General features: G+C 46.0%; 29 protein-coding genes. 24 read left to right on the forward strand and 5 right to left on the reverse strand.

The genetic code is table 11. The annotated features are described in order from the left end of the window. Window positions 1-218 precede the first annotated feature (218 nt). The 21 genes from AC1DOV_RS32200 (at window position 219) to AC1DOV_RS32300 (ending at window position 18,708) form a co-directional block, all read left to right on the forward strand. Entirely contained in the window at window positions 219-344 is a 126-nt protein-coding gene (locus AC1DOV_RS32200) for a hypothetical protein (RefSeq protein ID WP_477551957.1), read from the forward strand. 122 nt (window positions 345-466) lie between these two features. Continuing rightward, window positions 467-754, forward strand: a complete 288-nt coding sequence (locus AC1DOV_RS32205; protein ID WP_076269083.1) for a HesB/YadR/YfhF family protein — start codon at window positions 467-469, stop codon at window positions 752-754. Window positions 755-1,254: 500 nt separating this feature from the next. Further along, on the forward strand, window positions 1,255-2,037 hold the full coding sequence (locus AC1DOV_RS32210) for a formate/nitrite transporter family protein (protein ID WP_076269082.1): 783 nt from the start codon (window positions 1,255-1,257) through the stop codon (window positions 2,035-2,037). A 2-nt stretch (window positions 2,038-2,039) separates the two neighbouring features. Then, window positions 2,040-2,954: an L-lactate dehydrogenase gene (locus AC1DOV_RS32215; protein WP_430059526.1), complete on the forward strand. Its 915-nt coding sequence runs from the start codon at window positions 2,040-2,042 to the stop codon at window positions 2,952-2,954. Window positions 2,955-2,979: 25 nt separating this feature from the next. Continuing rightward, complete coding sequence (locus tag AC1DOV_RS32220; RefSeq protein WP_477551958.1) at window positions 2,980-3,510, forward strand: DoxX family protein; 531 nt, start codon at window positions 2,980-2,982, stop codon at window positions 3,508-3,510. A 163-nt stretch (window positions 3,511-3,673) separates the two neighbouring features. Then, the gene (locus AC1DOV_RS32225; protein ID WP_477551980.1) at window positions 3,674-4,585 is read left to right on the forward strand and encodes a LysR family transcriptional regulator; all 912 of its coding nucleotides are present in this window, start codon (window positions 3,674-3,676) and stop codon (window positions 4,583-4,585) included. Window positions 4,586-4,877: 292 nt separating this feature from the next. Further along, window positions 4,878-5,714, forward strand: coding sequence for a transporter substrate-binding domain-containing protein (locus tag AC1DOV_RS32230; protein WP_477551959.1), 837 nt, complete (start codon window positions 4,878-4,880; stop codon window positions 5,712-5,714). A gap of 27 nt (window positions 5,715-5,741) precedes the next feature. Next, window positions 5,742-6,530, forward strand: a complete 789-nt coding sequence (locus tag AC1DOV_RS32235; RefSeq protein ID WP_076269078.1) for an amino acid ABC transporter permease — start codon at window positions 5,742-5,744, stop codon at window positions 6,528-6,530. Further along, window positions 6,520-7,230, forward strand: coding sequence for an amino acid ABC transporter permease (locus tag AC1DOV_RS32240; protein WP_477551960.1), 711 nt, complete (start codon window positions 6,520-6,522; stop codon window positions 7,228-7,230). Before AC1DOV_RS32235 ends, AC1DOV_RS32240 begins: the two co-directional genes overlap by 11 nt. Continuing rightward, the gene (locus AC1DOV_RS32245; protein WP_477551961.1) at window positions 7,227-7,979 is read left to right on the forward strand and encodes an amino acid ABC transporter ATP-binding protein; all 753 of its coding nucleotides are present in this window, start codon (window positions 7,227-7,229) and stop codon (window positions 7,977-7,979) included. The genes AC1DOV_RS32240 and AC1DOV_RS32245 overlap by 4 nt, the downstream gene beginning before the upstream one ends. Window positions 7,980-8,000: 21 nt before the next feature. Further along, window positions 8,001-9,011, forward strand: a complete 1,011-nt coding sequence (locus tag AC1DOV_RS32250; RefSeq protein ID WP_477551962.1) for an LLM class flavin-dependent oxidoreductase — start codon at window positions 8,001-8,003, stop codon at window positions 9,009-9,011. Continuing rightward, complete coding sequence (locus AC1DOV_RS32255) at window positions 9,008-10,198, forward strand: amidohydrolase (protein ID WP_477551963.1); 1,191 nt, start codon at window positions 9,008-9,010, stop codon at window positions 10,196-10,198. Before AC1DOV_RS32250 ends, AC1DOV_RS32255 begins: the two co-directional genes overlap by 4 nt. Further along, window positions 10,182-11,318 (forward strand): N-methyl-L-tryptophan oxidase, encoded by a 1,137-nt coding sequence (gene solA / locus AC1DOV_RS32260; RefSeq protein WP_477510711.1) that lies wholly within the window; start codon window positions 10,182-10,184, stop codon window positions 11,316-11,318. The genes AC1DOV_RS32255 and solA overlap by 17 nt, the downstream gene beginning before the upstream one ends. 36 nt (window positions 11,319-11,354) lie before the next feature. Further along, the gene (locus tag AC1DOV_RS32265) at window positions 11,355-11,834 is read left to right on the forward strand and encodes a DinB family protein (protein ID WP_076269073.1); all 480 of its coding nucleotides are present in this window, start codon (window positions 11,355-11,357) and stop codon (window positions 11,832-11,834) included. 63 nt (window positions 11,835-11,897) lie between these two features. Then, window positions 11,898-12,434 carry a GNAT family N-acetyltransferase gene (locus AC1DOV_RS32270; RefSeq protein ID WP_477551964.1) on the forward strand — a complete coding sequence of 179 codons (537 nt, stop codon included), beginning with the start codon at window positions 11,898-11,900 and terminating at the stop codon, window positions 12,432-12,434. A gap of 63 nt (window positions 12,435-12,497) precedes the next feature. Further along, the gene (locus tag AC1DOV_RS32275; RefSeq protein WP_076269071.1) at window positions 12,498-13,826 is read left to right on the forward strand and encodes an LLM class flavin-dependent oxidoreductase; all 1,329 of its coding nucleotides are present in this window, start codon (window positions 12,498-12,500) and stop codon (window positions 13,824-13,826) included. A 122-nt stretch (window positions 13,827-13,948) separates the two neighbouring features. Continuing rightward, window positions 13,949-14,173: a helix-turn-helix domain-containing protein gene (locus tag AC1DOV_RS32280; protein ID WP_441883733.1), complete on the forward strand. Its 225-nt coding sequence runs from the start codon at window positions 13,949-13,951 to the stop codon at window positions 14,171-14,173. Window positions 14,174-14,350: 177 nt separating this feature from the next. Then, complete coding sequence (locus AC1DOV_RS32285) at window positions 14,351-16,132, forward strand: ABC transporter substrate-binding protein (protein ID WP_477551965.1); 1,782 nt, start codon at window positions 14,351-14,353, stop codon at window positions 16,130-16,132. Between the two features lie 226 nt (window positions 16,133-16,358). Continuing rightward, complete coding sequence (locus AC1DOV_RS32290) at window positions 16,359-17,372, forward strand: ABC transporter substrate-binding protein (RefSeq protein WP_477551966.1); 1,014 nt, start codon at window positions 16,359-16,361, stop codon at window positions 17,370-17,372. A gap of 38 nt (window positions 17,373-17,410) precedes the next feature. After that, window positions 17,411-18,172: an IucA/IucC family C-terminal-domain containing protein gene (locus AC1DOV_RS32295; protein ID WP_477551967.1), complete on the forward strand. Its 762-nt coding sequence runs from the start codon at window positions 17,411-17,413 to the stop codon at window positions 18,170-18,172. A 248-nt stretch (window positions 18,173-18,420) separates the two neighbouring features. After that, the gene (locus AC1DOV_RS32300) at window positions 18,421-18,708 is read left to right on the forward strand and encodes a 4a-hydroxytetrahydrobiopterin dehydratase (protein ID WP_477551968.1); all 288 of its coding nucleotides are present in this window, start codon (window positions 18,421-18,423) and stop codon (window positions 18,706-18,708) included. Window positions 18,709-18,815: 107 nt separating this feature from the next. On the opposite strand, the gene AC1DOV_RS32305 is transcribed toward AC1DOV_RS32300, so the two are convergent. The 5 genes from AC1DOV_RS32305 to AC1DOV_RS32325 all read right to left on the reverse strand — a co-directional run bounded on the left by AC1DOV_RS32305 (window position 18,816) and on the right by AC1DOV_RS32325 (window position 22,759). Then, complete coding sequence (locus AC1DOV_RS32305; protein WP_477551969.1) at window positions 18,816-19,670, reverse strand: SDR family oxidoreductase; 855 nt, start codon at window positions 19,668-19,670, stop codon at window positions 18,816-18,818. Continuing rightward, entirely contained in the window at window positions 19,667-20,758 is a 1,092-nt protein-coding gene (uxuA, locus tag AC1DOV_RS32310; RefSeq protein ID WP_477551970.1) for a mannonate dehydratase, read from the reverse strand. The genes AC1DOV_RS32305 and uxuA overlap by 4 nt, the downstream gene beginning before the upstream one ends. Before the next feature lie 19 nt (window positions 20,759-20,777). Further along, window positions 20,778-21,455: a GntR family transcriptional regulator gene (locus tag AC1DOV_RS32315; protein WP_477551971.1), complete on the reverse strand. Its 678-nt coding sequence runs from the start codon at window positions 21,453-21,455 to the stop codon at window positions 20,778-20,780. A 152-nt stretch (window positions 21,456-21,607) separates the two neighbouring features. Then, window positions 21,608-21,766 carry a hypothetical protein gene (locus AC1DOV_RS32320; protein ID WP_179089827.1) on the reverse strand — a complete coding sequence of 53 codons (159 nt, stop codon included), beginning with the start codon at window positions 21,764-21,766 and terminating at the stop codon, window positions 21,608-21,610. A 111-nt stretch (window positions 21,767-21,877) separates the two neighbouring features. Continuing rightward, window positions 21,878-22,759 carry an alpha/beta fold hydrolase gene (locus AC1DOV_RS32325; RefSeq protein WP_430059548.1) on the reverse strand — a complete coding sequence of 294 codons (882 nt, stop codon included), beginning with the start codon at window positions 22,757-22,759 and terminating at the stop codon, window positions 21,878-21,880. 234 nt (window positions 22,760-22,993) lie between these two features. Here AC1DOV_RS32325 and AC1DOV_RS32330 point away from each other — a divergent pair, with 234 nt between their 5' ends. The 3 genes from AC1DOV_RS32330 to AC1DOV_RS32340 all read left to right on the forward strand — a co-directional run bounded on the left by AC1DOV_RS32330 (window position 22,994) and on the right by AC1DOV_RS32340 (window position 24,968). Continuing rightward, complete coding sequence (locus AC1DOV_RS32330) at window positions 22,994-23,158, forward strand: DUF1328 domain-containing protein (protein WP_076269061.1); 165 nt, start codon at window positions 22,994-22,996, stop codon at window positions 23,156-23,158. Window positions 23,159-23,231: 73 nt separating this feature from the next. Continuing rightward, window positions 23,232-23,630, forward strand: a complete 399-nt coding sequence (locus AC1DOV_RS32335) for a YflT domain-containing protein (RefSeq protein WP_076269060.1) — start codon at window positions 23,232-23,234, stop codon at window positions 23,628-23,630. Window positions 23,631-23,831: 201 nt separating this feature from the next. Further along, a complete protein-coding gene (locus AC1DOV_RS32340) occupies window positions 23,832-24,968 on the forward strand; it encodes a SpoIIE family protein phosphatase (RefSeq protein ID WP_477551972.1) in 1,137 nt (378 codons plus the stop codon). Window positions 24,969-25,027: the final 59 nt, after the last annotated feature.

Here is a 25,027-nt window from a genome sequence, read left to right on the forward strand (position 1 = left end):
GCCATAGAGCCAAGTTCACCACTTTCGATCTCTCCGATTATGGTAAGTTTCTCTGATGCGGAATATTTAACTTTAGACATGAAAATGCTCCCCTCATAGCAACAGGTTTTTTATTATTTCACCTGTCTACTATTTGGGGAGCATATCAGAATGGGCAGTCTTTTTATTATGTAATTTATTGCTAGATCTCAATAAAGTAAAGCAAGGGAGAGATGCTTATGGATTACAAAATTGTTTTTTTCGATGTAGATGGAACGATTACGCACCAAGCAGCTGATTTTGTTACCAAAAAGTCGAGCGAGGACGGAATTGAGTTTGCGCTCAAAAAGTATGGGAATATATAACCCTTTCCTTCTTATATGAAGATGTGCGGCTTTTTTGATGATGGTTTGGTACGTAAGGGTTGACACCGCTAAGCGATTTCGTGATGATGGAGTAGAGCATGTAGCGGAAGGAGCTGACCGAGATGAATTTAATAGTGGAACAACCAGCAGCTCGCTGGTACAAAAAAGAAATGGGTCTTTCCGATGGTGAAGCGATTCGTATTTACGTTCGCCTGGGCGGCTGCGGCAGCGTTCATCCAGGACTTTCACTTGGCATTATGAAGGATGAGCCCAAGACAGCGGGACTTCGTGATGTCGTAGAAGGTATTACCTATTTTATAGAAGATGATAATCTGTGGTATTTGGATAATAAGACGCTTCGCATTTCTTTTGACGAGAAGTATGAAGAAATTAAAATGGTTGTGGAATAACCACATGGCATAGCAGGACAACAAAAAAGGAGCAGCTCCAATAGGTCATAAACCTTAAGGAGCTGCTCCTTTTTTGCGTGTTGGCGCTTATTTGCTACTTATCAAGAGGCGATTCTGCTTCAGTTTTGTCCTGGCATGAGCTTTTTGAGCAATTGCAGCATTTGCTGTTATGACGATGACCAGCTGCCTTGTCTTTATCATGTGGTACTCCGTTTTCTGTATTCTCCTTGTTATCCTCATTTAAAGATGCCTGTATGTCCACTTTGTTTACCGCCATCCTCTCATTTGCCGATCACTTATTTCTATTATAAAAGAATGATCATGGAGGCCACATCGGGGAACCTCCCTATTTGCTAAGCAGCTTTCGCATAGAAACCCTTAGCTATAGTTCAGGGAGTTCCCCGACATACAAATGGAAGAGAATCCCCTAAACTAAAGGTGTAGCAAACGAAAGCGAGCACAGCATTAACGATTAACACCACACATTAGGAGGATTTCATATGGAGCATGCTCCTTTGAGAAGGGTTGAACAGCTTGCTTTGAAGAAGCAAAAGGTGTTTCTGACAAGCAAGCTGAGATATATATTGCGAGCCATGTTAGCGAGTATGTTTATCGGATTTGGCGTAATCGTAGCGTTTAAGACAGGCAGCTTTTTCTATGAGTCACATAGTCCGCTAACCTATCCCATGGCGGCGATAACGTTTGGTGCAGCAATCATTCTAATCGCATATGGCGGAGGAGATCTTTTTACAGGAAACACCTTCTATTTCACCTTTGCAGCTCTTAGAGGCAAAATGCGCTGGCTAAACGTTGTAAAGCTATGGTGTGCAAGCTACGCAGGCAACTTTCTAGGTGCAGTTGCTTTCGCCCTTCTCATATGGGCAACCGGATTGTTCAGCGATGCATCCGTTAATGGATTTTTACTCAGTGTCGTAGAGAAGAAGCTTCACGCTCCGGTATGGGAATTGTTTTTCCGAGGTGTATTGTGTAACTGGCTGGTCTGCTTAGCGTTTTTTGTTCCGATGTCACTGCGCGGAGATGGGCCGAAATTGTTTGCTATGATGCTATTCGTATTCTGCTTCTTTATTTCAGGCTACGAGCACAGCATCGCTAATCTTTGCACCTTTGCCATTGCGCTTGTGCTGAATCATCCGGGAACCATTTCACTCGAAGGCATGATTCATAATCTTGTACCTGTAACACTAGGTAATTTAATCGGTGGCTCCGTCCTTATGGGCGTTATGTATTATTTCGTAAACAAACCATTTGAAGAGGTGGAATAACAATGAAAAAATCAAAAGTTGTCGTAATTGGTGTAGGAGCAGTAGGATCCACAACAGCCTATACGCTGCTGCTTCGCAGCCGGATGGATGAGCTTGTGTTAATAGATGCGAATGCAGGCAAAGCAGTTGGGGATGCGCTTGATATGAATCACGGGATGCCATTCCTTGGTCAGACTAAAGTATGGGCAGGCACTTATGAGGACTGTAAGGATGCGGATATCGTCATCATTACAGCTGGAGCAGCACAGAAGCCTGGGGAGCCAAGGCTGAATCTATTAAAGCGCAACATTGCCATCTATGAAAGCATCGTATCCGAAGTATTGAAATACAATGATGACGGCATTCTATTAATCGCGACGAATCCGGTAGATATTATGAGTTACTTCTGCCAGAAAAAGTCGGGCTGGCCAACTCACCGTGTAATCGGTTCAGGCACATTGCTCGATAGTGCTCGTTTCCGCTACCTGATCGGCGAGCGATTGCAGCTTGACCCGCGCAGCGTACATGCCCATATCATTGGGGAGCATGGGGATTCCGAGCTTCCATTATGGAGCTTGGCAAACGTAGCTGGTTCGTCCATCTCGCTTAGCGAGGAAGAAAAGTCAGACATCTTTACGCATACGAGAGATGCAGCCTACGAAATCATAGAAGCGAAAGGTGCCACTTATTACGCTATTGCGTTAGCACTGGATCGCATTGTAACTGCGATACTGTCCAATGAGTCGGCTGTACTCAATGTATCCACGTTAGTAGAAAACTACCACGGCATATCGGATGTATACATGGGTGTTCCGTGCGTCGTTGATCGCAATGGAGTAAGAGAGGTGCTGGACATTCCGATTACAGAGGAAGAAAAAGCGCTGCTGCACCGTTCGGCAAACAAGCTGAAGGAACTGATTGAAACGATCTCGGTTTAGACAAAAATAAGAGGAGCTGATCGTCATGGTAACCAAATGGCTAAGCGAAAACAAATATGCAGCGGGCTTAATGCTTGTACTGCGGGTGTACTTGGGATGGCAATGGCTGAGCGCTGGTTGGCATAAGCTTGGCGGATTTGATGCCAGTGGATTTTTAAAAGGAGCTATCGGCAACCCTGTCATGGATAAAGCGACAAACGAATTAGTTTATCCGACGTTCACTGCATTTCTAGAACATGTTGCTCTTCCGAATGCAGGCATCATTAACTTTCTCATTCCCGTTGGTGAATGTTTGGTAGGGCTTGGACTTATCGTTGGCGCACTTACGACAGCTGCAGCATTCTTCGGATTATTAATGAACTTCATGTTTATGTTTGCTGGTACGGTATCGACTAACCCTTGGATGCTGCTGATCGGAATTATTGTATTCATCGCTGGCACGAACGCAGGTAAATTCGGTATTGATTACTTTGCCCTTCCTTATCTGCGCAAATTATTTAAGAAAGGCAACCGCGGCGATAGCGGGTATGCGGACAACAATACAATCCCTCGTTAGGTCGAAACGAATGTAATGAAGAAGGGGTGCTACTCAGGTAGGTTTATCTACTTTGGGGGCAACCCTTTTTTTTGCTCGATTGACATGAACTCCTTAGTTTGTTACTTTAATTATATATATTCGTATTGGTTTAGTTGGATTTAAGTGAGTGGAGGTGTGTCAAATCAACATTGAGAATATAGAAGCATTTGTCTATGTCATCCATTGTGGAAGCTTTAATAAAGCAGCTGACGCGTTGTATTTGTCTCAGCCTTCTGTAACAGCAAGAATTAAGTCCCTTGAGCAGGAGCTCGATTGCAAGCTGTTCGATCGAAATGGCAAACAGATTCAAATAACGGAAGACGGTAAACGATTTCTCCCTTATGCCCAGCAGCTGCTGCTCATCTATCAGAAGGGCAAGCAGCATATTAATCAGAAGAAGTCTTTGCCGAACGAGTTCCGAATTGGCTGTACCGTGTCTGTCTCCAATTATATTATTCCTGACTTATTACCTCGCTTAAAGCAGAAATTCCCACACACTCACTATAAAATCGTCACAAGCACCACGGATGAGATTGTGAATAAAGTGCTGAGCAAGGAAGTAGATATTGGCTTTGTTCGCAAGGTGAATCATCCTAATCTGCAGTCGACCAAATTCTATGAAGATCCAATACGGCTGCATGTGTATCATGGGCATCCGTTCTTAACAACGGATACGCTGACGGTTGAGGCGATCGCTGAGCAGCCGCTCGTTTTTTTTGAATGCGGCTCATTGGATTGGCTTCGTATTCATCGTATATTCGAGAATTTGGAGCTGCCGCCGAACATTCAAATTCAGACGGATAATTCTGAGATGGCCAAAAAGCTTGTCATTCAGAAAGCAGGCATCGCGTTTCTTCCAGGCTTATGCGCCCAGCAGGAGCTGCAGGATGGGAAGCTTTATCCGATACGCGTCCCCGAGACGGAAGGCATTTTTTTACAGACGAACCTCATTTCGCATCATGGAGAGCATCTGGAATTTGTACATGCCATTACCGAAATAGGCAAGCAATTAGCAGATGCGGAGCTAAGCTTATCAGCAAATATAAATCTGTAATACAAAAACTCTATTATTCGAAAAGCGAAGGGTATGGTACATTCATAATTACAGTTAAGCCGATATGAATAGTGCACTTAATCACATTCGTCCGCTGCTCCTACTGAAGCAGCGGACGTTTTTTGTTGATAAAAGCATCATTGGATTATTCGATTTTCTTATAGAAGATCTCTATAAGCTAGAGGATTGACGAAGCTGGTAGTCCGGTGGTAAAGTGAATTCAACATAATCCTTACTTAACAGGTAGGAATTATAAGGATTTAAACATTTGATGATTTGGGGGAAAAAGAAAATGAAAAAACGATTCGTTTTATCGATTGCACTCGTCCTTGCCCTTACAGTTGCTGGCTGCGGAAGCAATAAAAACAACACCGGCGGCAGTGCGGAAACAGGAAGCGGAGAGGCTTCCAAATCCGTAACAAAAATTGTTGTTGGCACAGGAACACAATTCCCTAAAGTTTGCTTTATAGATGAGAATGGTAAGCTTACTGGTTTCGATGTAGAGCTTGTAAGAGAAATTGATAAACGTCTTCCAGATTATGAATTTGACATTCAAACGCTTGAATTTACGAACCTGCTGTTAAGCTTGGAAACGAAAAAAATTGATATGATTGCACATGAGATGGAGCAAAATCCGGAACGCGTACAGAAGTACCTCTTTAATAAAGAGCCTTATGCGCACTGGAGAAACAAGATCATCGTAGACAAGGACAATAATTCAGTTCAAACGTTGGCTGATCTAAAAGGTAAAAAAGTGCTAACAACGGCAACAAGCGCAGCGGCAACGATTCTTGAGAATTACAATAAGGAAAACGGAAACGCGCTTGAGCTTGTGTATCAAAATGGCGGTGCAAACGACAACGTATCGCAAGTAACCTCGGGCCGAGTAGATGCCTTCCTCGCTGCTGACTTTACTTTATCGTTAGTTGATCCGAAGAAAGAGCTTAAAGCAGTAGGACCTGCACTGAGCGAGGCAGACATCTTGTTCATGTTCCGCAAGGACGATCCGGAGCAGCAAAAGCTTTCTGATGCTGTTGATGTGGTAATCAAAGAACTGAAAGCAGACGGTGCGCTGGCTAAGCTTAGCTCAGAATGGCTGGGCGATGATTTTACATCCCAAGAAAAATAAACCCAATTGAAAGGTGAGATGGCTAAGGTGGGAGAACCTTTTGATATCAGCTATGTGTTCGAGTATCTAATAAAGCTGCTGCCTACCTTGAAAGTCACTCTTCTTATTGTGGTGAGTTCCATTGTACTTGGGGTTGGCGTCGGATTTATCGTCGCCTTTCCCCAGCTTTATAAGATTCCGGTTCTAAGACGGTTTTCGCAGGTGTATTTATCTTTTTTTAGAGGGACGCCTATACTCATTCAGCTATTTCTGTTTTATTACGGCTTGCCTGAGGTTTTGAAGCTTTTTCATTTGGATGTAGCTAAAGTGCCGGCATTATATTTTGTCATCCTTACTTATGCGCTGCATAGCGGAGCCTATATAGCGGAGATGATTCGCGCGGCTGTCGGGGCAGTGGATCGGGGGCAGGTTGAAGCAGCTTATGCGGTAGGAATGACGGGTTTCCAAGCTTTTACCCGAATTGTACTACCTCAAGCCGTTTCCATTGCATTGCCGGTATTCTCTAATCTTGTCATTGCAAATTTGAAGGATACATCACTCGCCTTTTCATTAGGTATTATGGAATTAACAGGAAAATCACAGACACTGGCTGTTATGTCCAGGCATTTCCTCGAAACGTATGTTTCGCTCGCGATTATCTACTTTATTTTGAGCTTTGGGCTTGAGAAGCTGTTCCATTTGATCGAACGCAGGTTATTGAAGCATGAGCGCCGCATCGCGGTAGAAGACAAAGAACCTCTTATCAAAAAAGATAAATCAAGGCGGTTTGCAGCCGGAATAGGCTTTGGCAGAGGAGGAAGGGAAAATGAAGCTTGATTTCGCATTCATATGGACGGCGTTTGTTCAGCTTTTGAGCGCGGTGCCGACGGCATTGGCGATTACGTTCGTTTCTGTTTTTTGCGGCTTCCTCATTGGGACATCTGTAGCTGTCATTAGACTTTATAAGATTCCAGTCCTTTATCCTATCGCCGTTTCCTATGTTACCGTCATCCGCGGAACGCCTATGCTAACGCATTTATTGCTTATTTATTTCGGTTTGCCGATTATCGTTGATGGTATAGCTGAGGCGTTAGGCTTATCGTTCCGTTCCGTCTCGATTCCCATGATAGGATTCGCTTATATTTCTTTCTCGATTACGGCTGGCGCATACATGTCCGAGGTTGTCAGATCGGGAATGCTTGCGGTTAACCGCGGACAAATGGAAGCAGCGTATTCGATTGGAATGACGACCTCGCAGGCGATGCGCAGAATTGTTTTGCCCCAAGCCTTTGCTGCCAGCTTGCCTAACTTATCGAACTCGGTAATTGGCATGCTGCACGGATCAACGCTTGCTTTTACAGTGTCCGTCGTTGACATTAATGCTAAAGCGCAAATCGTTGCTTCAACAAACTGGAAGTTTTTTGAGGCTTACCTTGCCGCAGCTCTTATTTTCTGGGGATTAACCTTTTTCATCGAGCGACTGACCGCGTTAGCCGAGAAGCGCTTTAACCTGTACAACAGAGGCGGTGTCTCATGATTAAGCTGACGCAAATTAGGAAGAGCTTTGGACGCAATGAAGTGCTCAAAGGAATCGATCTTACAGTCAAAAAAGGCGAGGTCGTTGCGATACTCGGGCCAAGCGGCTCCGGGAAAACAACGCTGCTGCGCTGCATCAATTATTTAGAGAAGCCTAGCGACGGTCAAATTTCGATTGGTGATTTCACCGTTAATTGCAAGCGTCCCGATAAAAAAGGAATCCATACGCTTCGGCAAAAAAGCGCAATGGTTTTCCAGCAATATAATTTATTTAAGCATAAGACGGCAATTGAAAATGTAATGGAAGGTCTCCTCATCGTTAAGAAACTTCCGAAGGAAGAGGCGCGGCAAAAAAGCGAGGAGCTGCTTGAAAAGGTTGGTCTTGGCAATAAGCTGCATGCCTATCCGAGCGAGCTGTCTGGCGGACAACAGCAGCGTGTAGGCATCGCTCGCGCGCTGGCGCTGAATCCAGAAGTTATTTTGTTCGATGAGCCGACTTCGGCGCTTGATCCAGAGCTGGTTGGCGAGGTGCTTAGCGTAATTCGCAAAATCGCAAAAGAAGGCATCACGATGATTATCGTGACCCATGAAATGAGCTTTGCGCAGGATGTTGCCAGCCATGTTGTCTTTATGGATGGCGGAGCGATCGTTGAAGAGGGCAGGCCTAACGATATTTTCACCAATCCACAAGAAGAACGAACCAAACAATTTTTGAAACGGATCACACCTGAGGGTGTCTATTCCATCTAACACATAGAGGAGCGAATCAATATGTCACTCAAAATTGGCATTCTGGATCAAAGTATAATTTTTCCCGGTCAAACTGCTGCTGAAGCCTTGGCGAATACCGTGAGGCTGGCGCAATTGGCAGAAACGCTTGGTTTCGAGCGCTTCTGGGTATCTGAGCATCATGATTCTCTCGGGATGGCGGGGTCCTCGCCAGAGGTGCTTATTGCTTATTTGCTGGCTCAAACATCATCCATTCGCATTGGTTCAGGCGGCGTAATGCTCCAGCATTACAGCCCTTATAAAGTGGCAGAAAATTTTAATGTGCTTGCTTCACTCGCGCCAGGAAGAGTTGAACTTGGCATCGGGCGAGCGCCAGGCGGATTGCCGCGTTCTACGAAAGCTTTGCAGAAGGGCGTAGCGGAAGCCGATACTTTAGCTGAGAAGCTGACAGAGCTGGAGCAGCTGCTCCATGATAAGACTGGCGAAGAGCATCCGCTGGCTGGGCTTGTTGCAAGTCCGCTACCGAAGCAGCCTGCTGACATTTTTTTGCTTGGCACAAGCTTATCAAGCGCAGAGCTGGCTGCGGAGAAGGGTTATCCGTATGCTTTTGCATTATTCATTAATAACGATCCAGATACGGCTCAAAAGGCGATAAATACGTATCGGAATAAATTTAATCGATCCTTTGGCGGAGAGCCTAAAGCGATTCTAGCGTTGTCAGTAATAGCGTCCGATTCGGAAGAAGAAGCGAATGAGCTGGCAGGTCATTTTAAAAATGTGAGAGTTACACTGGCAAGCGGCAAAACAGTAAACGTAGGCACGCTGGAACAAGCGAAGGAATTTGCTAGGCAGGCGGGAGAGGCGTTTACAGCGGAGGAAAGGGATGCCGATATTACTCGGGGCACCAAGGAGACGGTTCGCAAACGGCTGCTTGAAATTGGGGAGCAGTATGGCGTGGATGAATTTATTTTTACGACGATTATTCCTGATTTCGCCAAGCGTGTACGATCCTTCGAGCTGCTTAAGGAAGCCTTTGAAGGAGAATTGGTATGAGCGATTTCTCAGTTGAATTCATAGAGGAGAAGTTGATAGCCATTCGAAGGCAGCTGCATCAGCATCCTGAGCTTTCTCATGAGGAGTTCGAGACGACGGCTTCCATACGCGGTTGGTTAACGGAGGCGGGCATTCGAGTTGTTGATTATGGACTTCAAACCGGTGTCATTGCAGAGATTGGTGGATTGCATGGCGGCCCGATTGTCGCGGTTCGCGCGGATATAGACGCACTGCCGATACAGGAGGAGACGGGTCTTGCATTTGCTTCAAAAAATCCGGGTAAAATGCATGCCTGCGGTCATGATTTCCACACGGCCTCAATCATAGGAACTGCGCTTTTGCTCAAGGAAAGGGAGCAGGAGCTGCAAGGAACGGTACGCTTGTTGTTCCAGCCTGCGGAAGAAAAAGCAAAAGGTGCTCAGAAGCTTATTGCAAGCGGAGCTTTGGAAGGCGTGAGCGCGGTATTCGGCATGCATAACAAGCCGGATCTCCCAGTTGGAACGATTGGTATTACAGACGGGCCGATCATGGCGGCAGCTGATGGTTTTGTCGTTGAAGTGGAAGGTCGCGGCAGTCATGCCGCAGTACCTGAAGCGGGTCTTGATCCGATCGTAACCGCGGCGCATATGATTACGGCGCTGCAATCGATCGTAAGCCGCAGCGTAAGTGCGCTGGACAGTGCGGTTGTTAGTGTGACAAGGCTTCATGCGGGAACCGCTTGGAATATTATTTCGGACAAAGCGGTATTTGACGGTACGCTGCGTACGTTTGAAGAGCATGTCCGCACGAAAGTGCGCGAGCGCTTTGATCAGGTCGTAAATGGTGTAGCATCGGCGTTTGCAACGAGTGCGAAAGTGAAGTGGCTGGAAGGGCCGCCGGCAGTTGTCAATGATCAGAAATGGGCCGATCAAGCTTCGATAACAGCGAATGCTCTTGGCCTTGCAGTGGTGAAGCCGACGCCTTCTCCGGCAGGCGAGGATTTTGCGTTTTATTTGAAGGAAACCGAAGGGGTGTTTGTGTTTTTTGGCACAGCCGGCTCACAGGAATGGCATCATCCAGCCTTTGATTTAGATGAGAAAGCATTGCCGATTGCAGCTTCTTTTTTTGCTTCCCTTGCTGTGGATGCTCTGCGAAAGCTGACGAGCGAGAATACGCTGGGAGGACGACAACATTCCGAAATCATATGACGTGATCATCGTTGGGGCAGGCTCTATGGGGATGAGCGCAGGTTATGAGCTCGCAGCCCGCGGAGCAAGGGTACTGCTCATTGATGCTTTTGATCCGCCGCATAATATGGGAAGCCATCACGGCGAGCCGCGTCTAATCCGGCATGCCTATCATGGCGGCGATACTTATGTGAAGATGGCGCTTCGTGCTGATGAGAGGTGGCTGGCACTCGAGAAAGCGACGGGGGAAAAGCTGCTGGAGCGATCGGGCGTGCTCAATATGGCAGAATCGAGCTTTTACAATTATGAAGGCAGATTAGGCGATGCTATTGCGAATGGCGTTCAAGTGGAGCTGCTGCGTGCGGAAGAAATTAATCGGCGTTTTCCAGGTGTTCAATTAGCTGACTCCTTCCAAGGGATGTACGAGCCGAATGCGGGTTACTTATACAGTGAAAAATGTGTAGCTGCTTATAAGCAGCAAGCTATAGCAGCCGGAGCGGAGCTTCTGGTAAACAGCTTCGTTACAGATATTCAGGCGAATGCTTCAAGCGTCACCGTTCATACGAAAGAAGCTGCTTATACCGCACAGCAAATCATTATTACCGCCGGCGCATGGTTTGGCATGCTCGCGAAGCATGTTAAGCTTCCCATTCGTGCAGTTCGCAAAGTAGTTGGGTGGTTTGAAACGCGTTCACCCGCTTTTGATGCAGGCGTATTTCCCGGTTTCACTTGGGGAGGAGCGATGGGAGGCTACTACGGCTTTCCGAGCATTGGCGGCGCAGGAATTAAAATTGGCAGACACGATACAGGCGTGGAATGGCAGCCAGGTGAGCCGATTGCTCCATTTGGTGCTTATCCGGAAGATGAAGAGGATCTTCGCCGCGCGCTTGCCGCTTTTGTTCCGGATGCGGCCGGCAAGCTTTTGCGGGGTGCAGTATGCAAATACGAGTTTACGCCTGATGAGGATTTCATTATTGATGCTCATCCTGAGCATCATAATGTGCTGCTTGCTGGCGGTTTTTCCGGTCATGGCTTTAAATTTGCGAGCGTGGTAGGCGAGATTTTGGCTGACAAAATACAAAAAAAGAATACAGGCTATGATCTGAGATTATTCGAGCTTGATCGTTTTAGCAGGGCATAACGCTATTACTTTTGTTATTCACGAGGAGGATTTTAAATGAGCGAACCCATTGTCGATATTCATGCATTTGTGAACGTATATGATCAAATTGAGCAGGAATTGGAAGGGCTGTCGGATCACCAGCTGAAATGGAAGGCTGCCCCTGAGTCATGGAGTGTGACCGAGGTGCTCGCTCATCTCGTTGATCACAGCATTATCGTATCCTTTCGCATTCGTGAAATCTTGTCTGGCTCCGAGACAAGGCTGCCTTCCTTTAAACAGGATGCTTGGGTGTCTGGCCAAAGGGCAAATGAAGGCGATGTTAAAGATATTTTGCTTGCTGCACGTTCACTTGTTCAATATAACAGCCTGTTGTTTAATCGTTTGACTGAGGAAGAATGGAGCAAGACCGGCATTAACTTTAAAGGTGAGCCCGTATCAATAGCTGTGATCGTACCGGCATTTGTGAAGCACGTGCAAGGTCACTTAGGTCAAATTCGTCGAATCAAGCAGGGAGAGCTGGACTCTCGCAATTAGATTAATGCCATTTTTTAAGGTATAGCCATTGTGATCATATAAAGGGAGAGCAGGTGAAGAAGCATGTCTGATACAGCTGTCATTATTCGTAATGCTGAGCTTGAGGATCTAGATGCTACACGGGAAGTACTTATTGATGCTTATGGCCAATATGAGCAAGTGCTGTCTGAAGCGGCATGGAATCAATATAAAGAAAGCATATTGGAATCTGTTGAAGGAGCAGCAACGAAGGCGCGTTTAGTCGCGGTGCTGGGCGGGAAGATCGTTGGAAGTGTGTTCTTGTTTGATTCCTCTGAAGCGGCCTATGGACGGCCGGAGCTTCAAATTCATTCACCGATTATTCGCCTGCTCGCTGTATCGCAGGCAGCACGCGGCTTCGGCGTAGCGACGGAGCTTATCCGTGCCAGTGCAAAGCTTGCAAAGGAATGGGGAGCGGAGACGCTGCATCTTCATACTTCAGACATGATGGATTCAGCTGTAAGGCTGTACGAGCGCCTCGGCTTCGAGCGCGCATTCGATAAGGATTTAATGAACGGGGAAACGCTCGTTAAGAGCTATCGGCTTCAATTAAAGGAAGCATCGTTATTGCAGCTAACTTAGCAGGACTGCTGCTTTTGCTGTCAGAAGATCAATCATACTATGTTCATTAGGAGGCTGTTTATTATGGCGAACCGCAAGCAACTTAAGTTTGGCGCATTGATTCATGGTGTGGGAGGCAATATCTCGGCATGGCGGCATCCGGAAGTACCGGCTGATGCGAGCGTGAACTTTAAATTTTATACGGAGCAGGCACAGACTGCTGAAGCGGGTAAGTTTGATCTTGTATTTATCGCTGATGGTCTATATATAAACGAAAAATCGATTCCGCATTTTTTAAACCGCTTTGAGCCGATTACGATATTGTCCGCGCTGGCAGCTGTTACGTCCAAAATTGGATTGGTTGGCACATTATCGAGCTCATATAGTGAGCCGTTTACGGTTGCAAGACAATTTGGTTCTTTAGATCATATTAGCGGCGGTCGTGCTGGATGGAATGTCGTTACATCTCCGCTTGAGGGCTCGGCAAGTAATTTCAGCAAAACGGATCATCCGACACATGATGAGCGCTACAAAATTGCCGAAGAGTATTTGGAAGTGACACGCGGCTTGTGGGATTCTTGGGAGGACGATGCTTTCGTCAGAGACAAAGAGTCAGGTGTGTTCTTTGATCCGTCTAAGCTGCACCGTCTAGATCATAAAGGCGAGTATTTCTCCGTTCAAGGCCCGCTTAATATTGCTCGCTCGAAGCAAGGGCATCCGGTTATTTTTCAAGCTGGCTCTTCTGAGAGCGGCAAGAAGCTGGCTGGCAAAGCAGCAGATGCGGTATTCACAGGCCATGACAATATCGAAGATGCCAAAGCATTTTATAAAGACGTGAAGGATCGTACGGTGGCTGAAGGCCGTTCGGTGGATGATATCGTTATTCTTCCTGGCATTGGTCCGATTATTGGACGCACGGAAGAGGAAGCTGAGCGCAAGTACCAAGAGCTCGCAGAGTTAGTGACGATCGAGAATGCTTTGAACTATTTAGGGCGTTTCTTCGAGCATCATGACTTCTCTCAATATCCGCTTGATGAGCAGTTTCCAGAGCTTGGTGACCTCGGTCAAAACAGCTTCCGCAGCGGCACGGACAAAATTAAAAAAGTAGCGAAAGAGAAAAATCTTACGCTGCGCCAGGTTGCGCTCCAATCCGCGACTCCGCGTCCGCAATTCATCGGTACGCCTGAGAAAATTGCAGATCTGATTGAGGAGTGGCATGAAGAGGGAGCAGCAGACGGCTTCATTATTCATTCTTCGATTCCAAGCGGCTTGAATGATTTTGTTGAGCTGGTTGTTCCAATTCTCCAAGAGCGCGGCATTTATCGCACTGATTATGAATCGGATACGCTGCGCGGCAATCTCGGCTTACAGATTCCGGCGAATCGCTATACGAAAGAGAAAGTGAATAGCTAATTAATTTTAAAATGAATAGTCCTTCCTTTCAGGTTGTGATAATGACAAGTCTTGAGAGGGTATAGAGAGGGTTGCTTGGGTAGACTTGTATTGTGCGTTCCGTTAAATGGAGGTGCAATACGATGAAATACGAATTGGGCGATTGCCTGCTGGAGCAGCGATTAAGCGAACGCGGGTTATCGCAGGCGCAGCTTGCAGATGCACTGATGGTGAGACCCGAGAGGATCGGCGACTATATCGACAACAAACGAATCATGCCGCTTAAGGTAGCGATTTCGATAGCTGCAACGATTAAATGTGATGTACCCGAACTCTATGAGTTGCGGACATCCAATGAAGTAGAATAATGATTCAAAGAAAAATAGCCCTGTAGGTCTTCTACGACCTGCCGGGCTATTTACGTTATAGAATAAATGCGGATGGAGTATGGTCTGAATGATAGGTTTGATCTCAAATTCTGATGTTCATGATATAATTCACACATATTGTACGGAGGCGACAAACTTAGGAGCTGACATCATATTATGAATATGGAAAATCACCTTATACTGTGGAACCTTGTTTCGCTGAAAATATGGGATGTGCAGCGAGCCGAGCTTACGATTGGCGGCAATTTACACACCTCACAGCTTACGTCGAGTACGTTATTATACACAATAAATGGCCGTGCTAGGCTCCTTCTGGACGGGGCTGGGCATCAATTGGAGAGTGGGTATATATGCCACGCCGGCAAAGGCGCAGTTGTTACAATTTGTGATATCACCGACCATTTAGAATATTATATGATTCAGTATACAGCTACTCTACCGCTGCCATGCAGCCAAGACTTACTTCAATTGCTGGCTAGCACGGAACCATTTGAAATCCAATATGGTTTTGCGGCGAGTCCTGCTGCTCCGCTGCTCCAGTCCTTGTCCCGTATGGAGCAGGAATGGAACCAGCCGGAAGCGATGGCGAAGCTGCAGGTGAAGTCGTTATTTTATCAGTTCATTTGCGAACTGATGGGACAATTGCAGCACCGGCGGATGGAGCAGGCTTCACCGGATGTGGTGCTTGAGGCTGCTAGATATATGGATGCACACTATGCCGAACCGATTACAGCAGACACACTAGCTGCACTATTGAATTGCAGTTCTCGGACATTGCAGCGGATGTTCAATAAGCGGTTGTCTCTTGGACCGATTGACTACCTGATGCAAATCCGTATAGACAAGGCCAAGGAGCTGCTGTCTCGTACGAATATAGGGCTTAAAAATATTGCTGAAGCAGTTGGTTATGAGGACAGCTATTATTTCAGCCGTTTATTTAAGCGTTATACGGGCGTTTCTCCAAGCATGTACCGAGAAACGATGCATCATCTCAAAGTTGATGATTCGGAGAATGGTAAGTTATTCGCACCTAAGCTGGAATTGGAAAGCGGCGAAAAGAAGGCGGCATCAGATCCGCTGGATGCTGCTATCCGCCGCTCACAGCGGACGATTGTTCATCTCAAAGGCGAGCTGCTGCTCCAGCGGCAGCCACAGAAAATTGCTGTGCTGGACCCGCAGTTTATGGACCATATGCTGGCTCTAGGTGAGCTGCCGGCGGGCAGCGTCATCGTAAACGGGGATCATAGCAGCGTTCCTGAGTATCTATTAGACAAGCAGCGTTCGATTCAGGCCTTGGGAACGATGGCTGAACCCGATCTGGAAGCTTTGCGTGCTTTAGAGCCCGATTTGATTATCTGCACTGAGTTCCAGCAAAACATTTATAGAAGCCTCACCCATATTGCACCGACCATCATGCTAGAGCGAAATCGCGATTGGAGAGAAACCTTGCGAACCATCGGGCGGATTACGGGAAAGAAGCTTGAGGCAGAGCAGGTCTTACAGCAGTATAAGCACAAAATCAGCGGGCTAAAATTGGCACTGGCAGACAAGCTGCGTGGACAGTCAGTCATGATGATTCGTCCGCGGGATAATATCATTAGGCTGCACACAAGCGCTCATCGTACGGCAGCCATTCTATACAGCGATCTGGGGCTTCAACCGCCGAAGCTAGCGGTTGACCGCAAAAGGACCAGCTCTTTAATAGCTTTGGAAGGGCTGCCGGAGCTGGATGTTGACCATTATTTCGTATTGACCGACAACAAATATAAAGCTTGGTCGGAAGAGCTTCAGACCACAGCGACATGGAAAAATCTGCGTGCCGTGCAGCAGCAGCATGTTTACCACGCCAAATCGAGCATATGGATTGCCTATTACGGCCCAATCGCGATGAACCAGGTGGTCGATCAAGTGGCGGAGGTTTTCTTAAACGCCAAATAATTTGATATAACGGAAATAGTGAAGCATGACTAGCGCTTCGATTTCCATTTCTTATATAAACACGGTTGCATCCGAATCTACGTATTCGAGCAACGGTGTTTTTTTGTCGCTACAATCCATGGGCAGTGGCGCAAATATCCATTGAAGATAAGAGAGGGAGTCGTTATAGTGTTGTAAGTGAAGATGATTGTCATTCTCAACAAGAAAAAGGGGAGAGATTATACATATGTATTCAAAAATCAAATGGATTTGGATGATTAGCCTGATAGTAAGTTTGGTTATGATTCTGGGCGCATGCTCAGACAGTTCAAATAAAGGCAGCAGCAATGCTGGGGGAGGAACGACGAATCAACCTCAAGCCCAAAATGGTGAGTCCGCAAACAGCGGCTCCGGAACAGAACCGGCCCTTGCAGCACCAGTCACGATCAAACATTTGAAGGGTGAATTAACTCTCGAGAGTGTACCTAAGAAAATCGTCGTGTTGGACGTCCAGTACGCGGATCAAATGCTGGCGCTGGGCTTTCAGCCGGCGGGTAGCGTAATAGCCGAAACCGACAACGGACTTCCTCCTTATCTGGGCGATAAGATGGGCAATATCCCGTTACTTGGCACGTATGTAGAACCGAATTTGGAAGGAATCATTGCGATAGAGCCGGATCTCATCATTGCAACAGAATTCCATGATGATATTTACGAAGATTTACTTAAAATCGCACCGACGATCACACTAGAGCGCAATGAGGACTGGCGGACCGTACTTTTGAAATTTGGGCAAATCTTGAATAAGCCGCAAGAGGCGCAGGCGCTGGTTGATGGTTACAAGCAAAAGATAAGCGATCTGAAAGCAGCATTGGCAGATAAAATGAAGGGACAAACGGTTGCGTTGATTAGGCCTAGAGATGAAATGATTCGTCTCCAAACGACATCCCATCGCACTTCACAGATTTTGTACGACGATCTAGGCCTGACTCCACCTAAAATGGCAGTTAACAGTAAGGACTCAAGTATGATGATTTCTCTTGAAGTTATCCCAGAACTGGCTGCCGATCATTTATTTTTACTTCAGGATGAAACGAATTTGGAGCTAACGACTGAATTTCAAAACACATCGATCTGGAAAAGCATGAGTGCGGTTAAGGAAAATCGGGTATACGAGGAAAACACAGCGCAGTGGATTGGTTATTATGGACCGATTGCCATCAATTTGATTGTTGATCAGATCGCGGAGGCGCTCAATTAAATCCTTTTTGAACGAAAAATGCCAGAGGGGGATTGTGTATGAACAAGCAGTCGCAGCTCGCGCAGGATGAGAGGGATTATTTGAGCCAACATTTTGGCTTGTGTGAATATGATGGAACTCGCTCCGTCGGATCGGTGAGAGCTTCGGACTTGCTCGACATGGAGATGTGCACCGACTATTTGGACAGGCTGACCGTCATTCTACAGTACCCATCGAGGATGGTCACAGCATCGCAGTTTTTTAAAAGGTACGCCTTTTTAACTACAGCACCGCTGCTGTACGCCATGACAGTTTACAACAAGGGACTGAATTTATCTGCACGTAATTGTATTCTTGGATCGTCACCGGGCCACTCTTGGCTGGAGCATGTCAGTCTTGCCGATAATGATGCTGCAATGCCTGAAGCCAGCGAGCGGCATGTTTGGCGCAATACAGTTATGCAAGCTCTTTTTGCTGAGAACTTAGGAAAATTAGTTGCGGTCATGTCTAGAGCAGCGAACGTGCCAAAACCGATATTATGGGAAAATGTTGCGGTTCGTATATTCTCGCTCTACGAGAAACGAATTGGATTAACAGGTGAACAGCAAGAGCAATCCCGAGCTCGAGCAGACTTTCAGTATGTGATTCATCAGGCTCCTGGTGCTTTATTTGGGGAAAAACAAAATCCGCTAAGCCGCTTTTATGTCGAACCGACCTGCTCATCCGTTTCTAATACGGCGATGCGGGTTCGCAAAACCTGCTGCTTCTATTATGAGGTCACAAGCGACAAAGAATACTGCACCAACTGCCCGAAGCTGTAGTGTTAAGGGGCACAAGTATTGTTCATCCAATTAACAGCATAAGCCTTAATAAATAGCGCTGTCCAGCTCCCTGGGCGGCGTTTTTCTTGCTGCAGCTCTCTCAAATTAATAGCAGGGGTTCGCATGTGCAATATATTCATTAATTCGTGTGGCCAAACTTGTTCAATCCTTTTCCTTGCTATAACATGATGAAATAAGATAGGCCTTACACAGGTGTAAGGCGATAATGAAACGAAGGTGGGGAATGTATGAAGCTAACGGAGCCCGAAATCGAAAAAAGCTTGGCGGCATGTGAAGGCTGGAAGCGGGAGGATGGTAAATGGATGATCAAAAAATATCGCTTTAAATCTTTTCCAAGCGCTATCGCTTTCGTAAACGAGGTAGCGCAAGCATCCGAGCGTCTGAACCACCATCCATTCATAGCTATCGATTATAAAATGGTAACGCTCCGAATGACGACATGGCATGATGGCGGCCTTACGGAGCTGGATTTTACAGCAGCAGCAGCTTTTGACCTTGCTTATGCCAGCGCTTGAATATATCCTTGATTAAGCTGAATTTTCTAAGTAAATGTATGGAGAAAGATTAGCAGGCTGCCCCAGACGATAAGTCCATTAGGCAGCCTGCTCTTTTTTATGAAAAACTAAACACCTGAATACGCTAAAAAACCGCCATCAACTGGAATCGTTGTACCAGTGACAAAACCTGCCGTTGTCTCGTCAGCGAGCCATAATAGAGTGCCCAGCAAATCTTCGGGTTTGCCGAAACGGCGCATCGGAGTATGGGAAATAATTTTGCCCGAGCGTTCGGTTAAATGACCATCCTCGTCCAATAGCAGCTTTCTGTTTTGCTCAGTCAGGAAAAACCCGGGAGCAATAGCGTTAACTCGAATGCCGGATTCAGCTAGATGAACGGCCAGCCACTGCGTGAAATTGACGATAGCTGCTTTGGCTGCACTATAGGCAGGTACTTTGGTCATCGGCGATGGAGCGCTCATCGATGAAATATTTATGATTGTTGCGCCCTGACGGCCAAGCATTTGTTCTGTAAAGATTTGCGTTGGAATAAGTGTGCCGATAAAGTTGAGATCCATGACACTGCGGAATCCTTCAGTGCTCAAATTAAACAGCGTCGTTATATTTTCTGCGTGAAGATGCTCTGGCTTAAAGGTCTCGTTCGTCGTATTCGCGCTAGGATGATTGCCGCCTGCACCATTAATTAATATATCGCATGGACCAAGCTTATCGAGCACAGCCGCTGCCGCTGCTTTCGTGCTTTCAGCGTTGGTGACGTCACATGCGACAGCGATGGCGATCCCGCCGGCAGCCTGTATCTCCTCAGCCACAGCAATCCCTTTCTCAGCGGTGCGATTGAGTATGGCGATTTTGGCACCTTGTCTAGCAAGCTCAAGCGCCATGACTCGGCAAAGTACGCCAGCACCGCCAGTGATGACAGCGACCTTGCCTTCAAATGACTCATGCTTAGGCAGCTGTGTCATGATTTGCCCTCCAAACCTGCAGTCGAAGCGGCTGCAAGCTGATACGCGTCCCAAAGCCCCCATAAATACATAATGCCGAGCGCGCGATCGTATAGGCCATATCCCGGTCTGCACTGCTCATCAAAAATATGACGCCCATGATCAGGCCTTGCATATCCTGTGTAGCCCACCTCGTGATAAGCTCTCACAATGCCTGCGATATCAACGGTTCCATCTTCTGTACGGTGAGACGTCTCGATAAAGTCTCCGTTCTCATACACGCGGACGTTGCGGATATGGGCAAATGGGATACGATCTGCAAACTCATGAATCATAGAAATAATATCATTGCTAGGATTTGCGCCGAGCGAGCCGCTGCAAAGCGTGATTCCGTTAAACGGACTATCATAAAGCTTAAGGAAGGTTCTGAAGTTTTCCTGTCCTGTCATAATACGCGGCAATCCGAACACAGACCATGGCGGATCATCCGGATGAATGGCCATTCGAATGCCATTGCGTGCTGCCACAGGTATAATTTCATTTAAGAAGTAACGAAGATTTTCCCATAGATGCTCTTCGGTCACGCCTTGATAAGCCTCAAACAGCTTCGTCAAATGCTGCAGCCGCTCAGGCTCCCAACCCGGCATAGTTAGCGCGGAGTTCGCGTTAATCTCTTCAACAAATTGGAATGGATCGGCATCAGCTATTCGGCTATTTTCATAAAATAAAGCGGTTGCACCATTGCCCATCGGCTTGTGCAAATCGGTGCGCAGCCAATCGAAGATGGGCATGAAGTTATAGCAAATAACTTTAACGCCAACGCTGCCGAGCTTCTCAATTGTTTTCTTATAATTGTCTATGTATAAATCACGCGAAGGCAAACCAAGCTTAATGTCCTCGTGCACGTTAACGCTTTCAACGACATCGATATGCAAACCGTATTGCTCTGCTTGCTGCTTTACCTCCAAAATTCGCTCCAGCGGCCATTCCTCTCCTGCCGCAACATCATGAAGCGACCAGACGATACCGTCTGTACCAGGAATTTGTTTAATATAGCTAAGGGGAACCGTATCGTTGCCTTCTCCGAACCATCTAAAAGTCATTTTCATGCGTATCAATCCTCCCGTTTTATTTGTAGTAATGAGGATACTTTTCCTTAAGCACGGCCTGATCGGATATGTTCTGAGTAAGATGCTCCGTCATGAGCCGTTCAGCAGTATCCGCATCTTGAGCTTCTACAGCTTCTGCCATCATGCGATGCTGCGCATAAAGATTTTCCCAGTGGAGATCATCCACCAGACGCAGCATACGGCTTCGATTGAGATGCCCATTCATTTGCTGCATATTCGACCAGGTGTTGCTCTTGCTGCAGCCTTCAAATAAGATGCGATGAAAAGCCTCGTCAAGCGAAAACATACTTTGGTTATCTTTGTTGTGAATGCTTTCCTGCTGAAGGTGCAGGTTGTTCTGAAGCTTGAGAAGGTAGGGCGCAGGAAAATCGCTGCACGCTAACCGAATGACAGCCCTCTCTAGATGCTCTCGCATAAATCTTGCTTCCTCTACGAGTGCAGTGTCGATTAATGAAACGAGTGTTCCCCGCTGTGGAAGCACTTGAACAAGACCCTCTTGTGCGAGTCTAAGGAAGCTTTCCCTTACGGGAGTACGGCTGACCTTGAACAAAATGGAGGTCTCATTCTCTGAAAGAGCTGTTCCAGGCGGCAGTTCCAGCTTCAAAATCTGTTCTCTTAGCTGCATATAAACGGAGTCTCTAGTGGATAGGGGCTGTTGACGTACATGGTAATCCATCGGCTCATTCCTTTCATCTTCACACTACCATACTACCATACAAGTATACAAGTGAGTAAGCGTAAATTTAAAATGCCAGAAGGGCTGCCCCAAAAGTAGATGATCTACTTCTGAGACAGCCCTTCAATATGGTTCCATACGTTTATTTTGCGCTAATCGGCATTACTCCAAGTTGTTTCATTACCGCTAATAGGACAAGCAGGGAATTTTTCTCCCTTTTGGAGCTTATCTTTCTTGCCTGACTCTGAAATGTAGTTCCCAGCATGCTTAACAATTTCTCCCGTTCGATAAGAAGTATTCGTACTACTCATAGTAACTAGCACCTCCAGTTATTTTGTAGCAGGTAGATAGGGGGTTACCTGCTTATTCTTATTTACCCCGCTTAGCATAATATGAAACATTTTGTAGTGAAAAAAGATAACTTAGCTGCTTGCGGCATTTTCCGTTTTTGCTTCAGTTCTCGTTTTCTCACGCTCTAATAGCGTTTTCAAATACGTCGACATCACTCTCGCTAGCTGATCGGATACTTCCATAAGACTCATATGTCCGACATTTTCAAAAGTAGTCTCCAGAATATGAGGGTATTTGAACGTCGTTTCTGGTTGATCCAGACTCGTAACCGTGAACGTATCATTAGGTTTAATGACACCATCCTCTGCGCCTGCTACTAGCAAAATAGGGTATTTGGCTTCAGCCAGCACATGGCTGCGGTCGGGACGCATCTTCATCCCCTCTAATGTAGCAATAGCAGCGTGTGCCTCCATCTCCTGACCTACTCCAATTAGCTGATTGACCTCGTCGCGCATTTCTCCGACTTTATCATCGGTAAATAGATTAGGAATGATGCTGTACAAGTATTTTGAAATGCCTTTTTCGTGAATCGCTTCAATATCTGTATCACGTTTCTCCTTTGTTACCTCGGAGTCGGGAAGCACAGTCGAATGGATAAGGGCAAAACCTGCGAGCTTGTCCGGATATTTTTCTGCAAAGGCAGCTGTTACATAACCGCCCAAGGAATGACCGAACATAACAACCTTCTCAATTGCAAGTGCTTCCAAAAGTGCTGCAATATCCTCGGCCATAGTCTCCATTGTATACGGGCCCTCAGGAGCAGATGAACCGCCGTGACCGCGGAGATCAGGGATGATGACGCGATATTGATCACCTAATACAGGACAGATTTTTTGCCAGTATTGAGATGAGCCGCAAAAGCCGTGGAGCAATACAATGACGTCTCCTTTACTACTGCCACATTCTTCATAGACTAAATCGATGCCATTAACGTGTATACGCTGCTTTTCCATCGATCATCACCAGCCTTTTCTATTATCGATTTGTTTTGGTGTAGTCTCTTAACCTATTCCAGAGCTTCTGAAACATTTGAAAAAACGGATTATTTATTACTTCATTAATAGCCCTATTTTCAATTCGGAAGTCTGAGAATGGGTTGTTTCAAAGGTCAATAGGCTGGTTAATAACATGACAAGTTAACAAATTAACCAATCAACAAAAACAGCTTCAAAGGAAGGATGATTCCGATGTTAGGATGGGCATTATTATTTTTCATCTTTGCCATTGTCGCAGGCATTTTCGGATTTCTAGGCATTGCCTCCGCATTAGCCGGGATAGCAAAAATATTATTCGTCGTATTCGTTATTCTCTTTATTGTTTCCCTCATCGTTGGTAGAAGACGAGTCAGTTAACTTCATCTAACAAAGTAAAACAACACTAATCTAAACAAAACGATTCCAAACAAAAACGGAGGAGGAATTTATTATGAATCACTTATCCAATACGAAGGTACACACGGTAAACAACGCTGTCGAGGTGCAAGAGCAGGTTTATAAATTTCAAACGGAAGGTTATGCGAAGGACAAAATTTTTGTACTGACGCATGACAAGGACCGGACAAATCGTATTGCTGACAACACGGACGCTGAGAAAATCGGCATTTCCGAGGAAGGTCTAGGATCGGCGATCGCAAACATTTTCCGTTCGACCGGAGATGAGCTGCGGGCGAAGATGAGATCACTTGGTATTTCGGAGCAAGAGTCACAGCGTCTTGAGCGCGAGATGGATCAGGATAAAATCTTGGTCATCGCATGGGGCGGTAAAGAATATACAGGTGAAGAATTTGACCCTGCCGTATACTACTACCCTCAATACATGGGTTAACAACAGGCTCCACAACTACCAAGAATTCAATCAGGGCCTATCCGCGAGGGTAGGCCCTTTATTAGAAAGCTAAGTTTCAATTTTATAAGTAAGCTTATAAGTTAATATGCTGCTTGGTAATTTTACTTATAAAAATTTGACTCTACTACCGCTTACGCTCAGAATATAAGTAGTAGTTATTGGAGCTAAAGGAGCCTGCATATGAGTATTATAATTGTAGATGATAATGCTACTAACCAGATTATTATTAAAGCTATTTTAAATAAAGAAGGTTATAAAAATTTGAAAATCGCGTCCTCGGCAAAAGAGCTTTATACGATGCTGGACATTGATTGTACGTTATCGACTGAATCAAACGTAGATTTGATTTTGATGGATATGATGATGCCGGAGATTGATGGCTTAGAAGCTTGCAAACGAATATTGCAGGTGGAGCGCTATAAGGATGTACCGATTATTTTTGTTACTGCGCTTGGCGATTCCAGCAAGATGGCGGAAGCGCTTGATGCCGGTGCCAGTGATTACGTGATGAAGCCGATCAACAAGATGGAGCTGCTCGCAAGGATTCGATCTGCTTTAAGGCTCAAGCGAGAAATTGATTGGCACAAAGAAAGAGACAGGCAGATTAAAGCAAAGCTGGAGTTAGCCAAGAAGGTGCAAAGAAATGTATTAAGCCAGCCGATCAACGATGATCATGTGGCGATAAGCGCTGTATATCAGCCTTCTTCGGAGCTTGCGGGCGATTTTTACGCATGGTACCCGATTGATGAGGATCGTTACGGCGTTATTTTGCTGGATATGATGGGACATGGCATTTCTTCTTCACTGGTTTGCATGTATATCTCCTCGGTGCTTAAGGATACAATTACGCATATTACCGATCCAAGTCTTGTTATGCGCGAGCTGAATCGGTATATGAACCAGCTGTATAAGAAGGAAGAACTGCTAAATTATTATTTTACCGCCATTTATTTAGTGCTGGATACGAATAAGCGGGTCATTGAATATGTAAATGCCGGACATCCTCCGGGAAAAGTGCTAATTGGCGACGAGACAACCTTGTTGACTGCAGGCTGCTGTGCGATTGGGTTGTTTGAAAATATAGACATCCAAAAGGGCAGCATCTCTTACGAGGATCATATGAAGATCGTTCTTTATACGGATGGATTAAGTGAATCTCTTGGAGATAAAGAAGAGGATAAGCTTAATAGGCTTGTCGCACAGCTAATAAAAAAAGATGCGAGTGAGCATGCAGAAATGGTCAGTGCGTTTTTATCGGAGCATGCGAGTGTCAGCCAGAAGGACGATATATGCTTAGTCATGATTGAAACCAAATAAATTTCCGGCTTGGAGATATCATTATATTTTAAAAATAAATGTTTAACCTGTTTCAAAGC

The sequence above is a fragment of the Paenibacillus sp. 01T47 genome, from assembly GCF_056398245.1.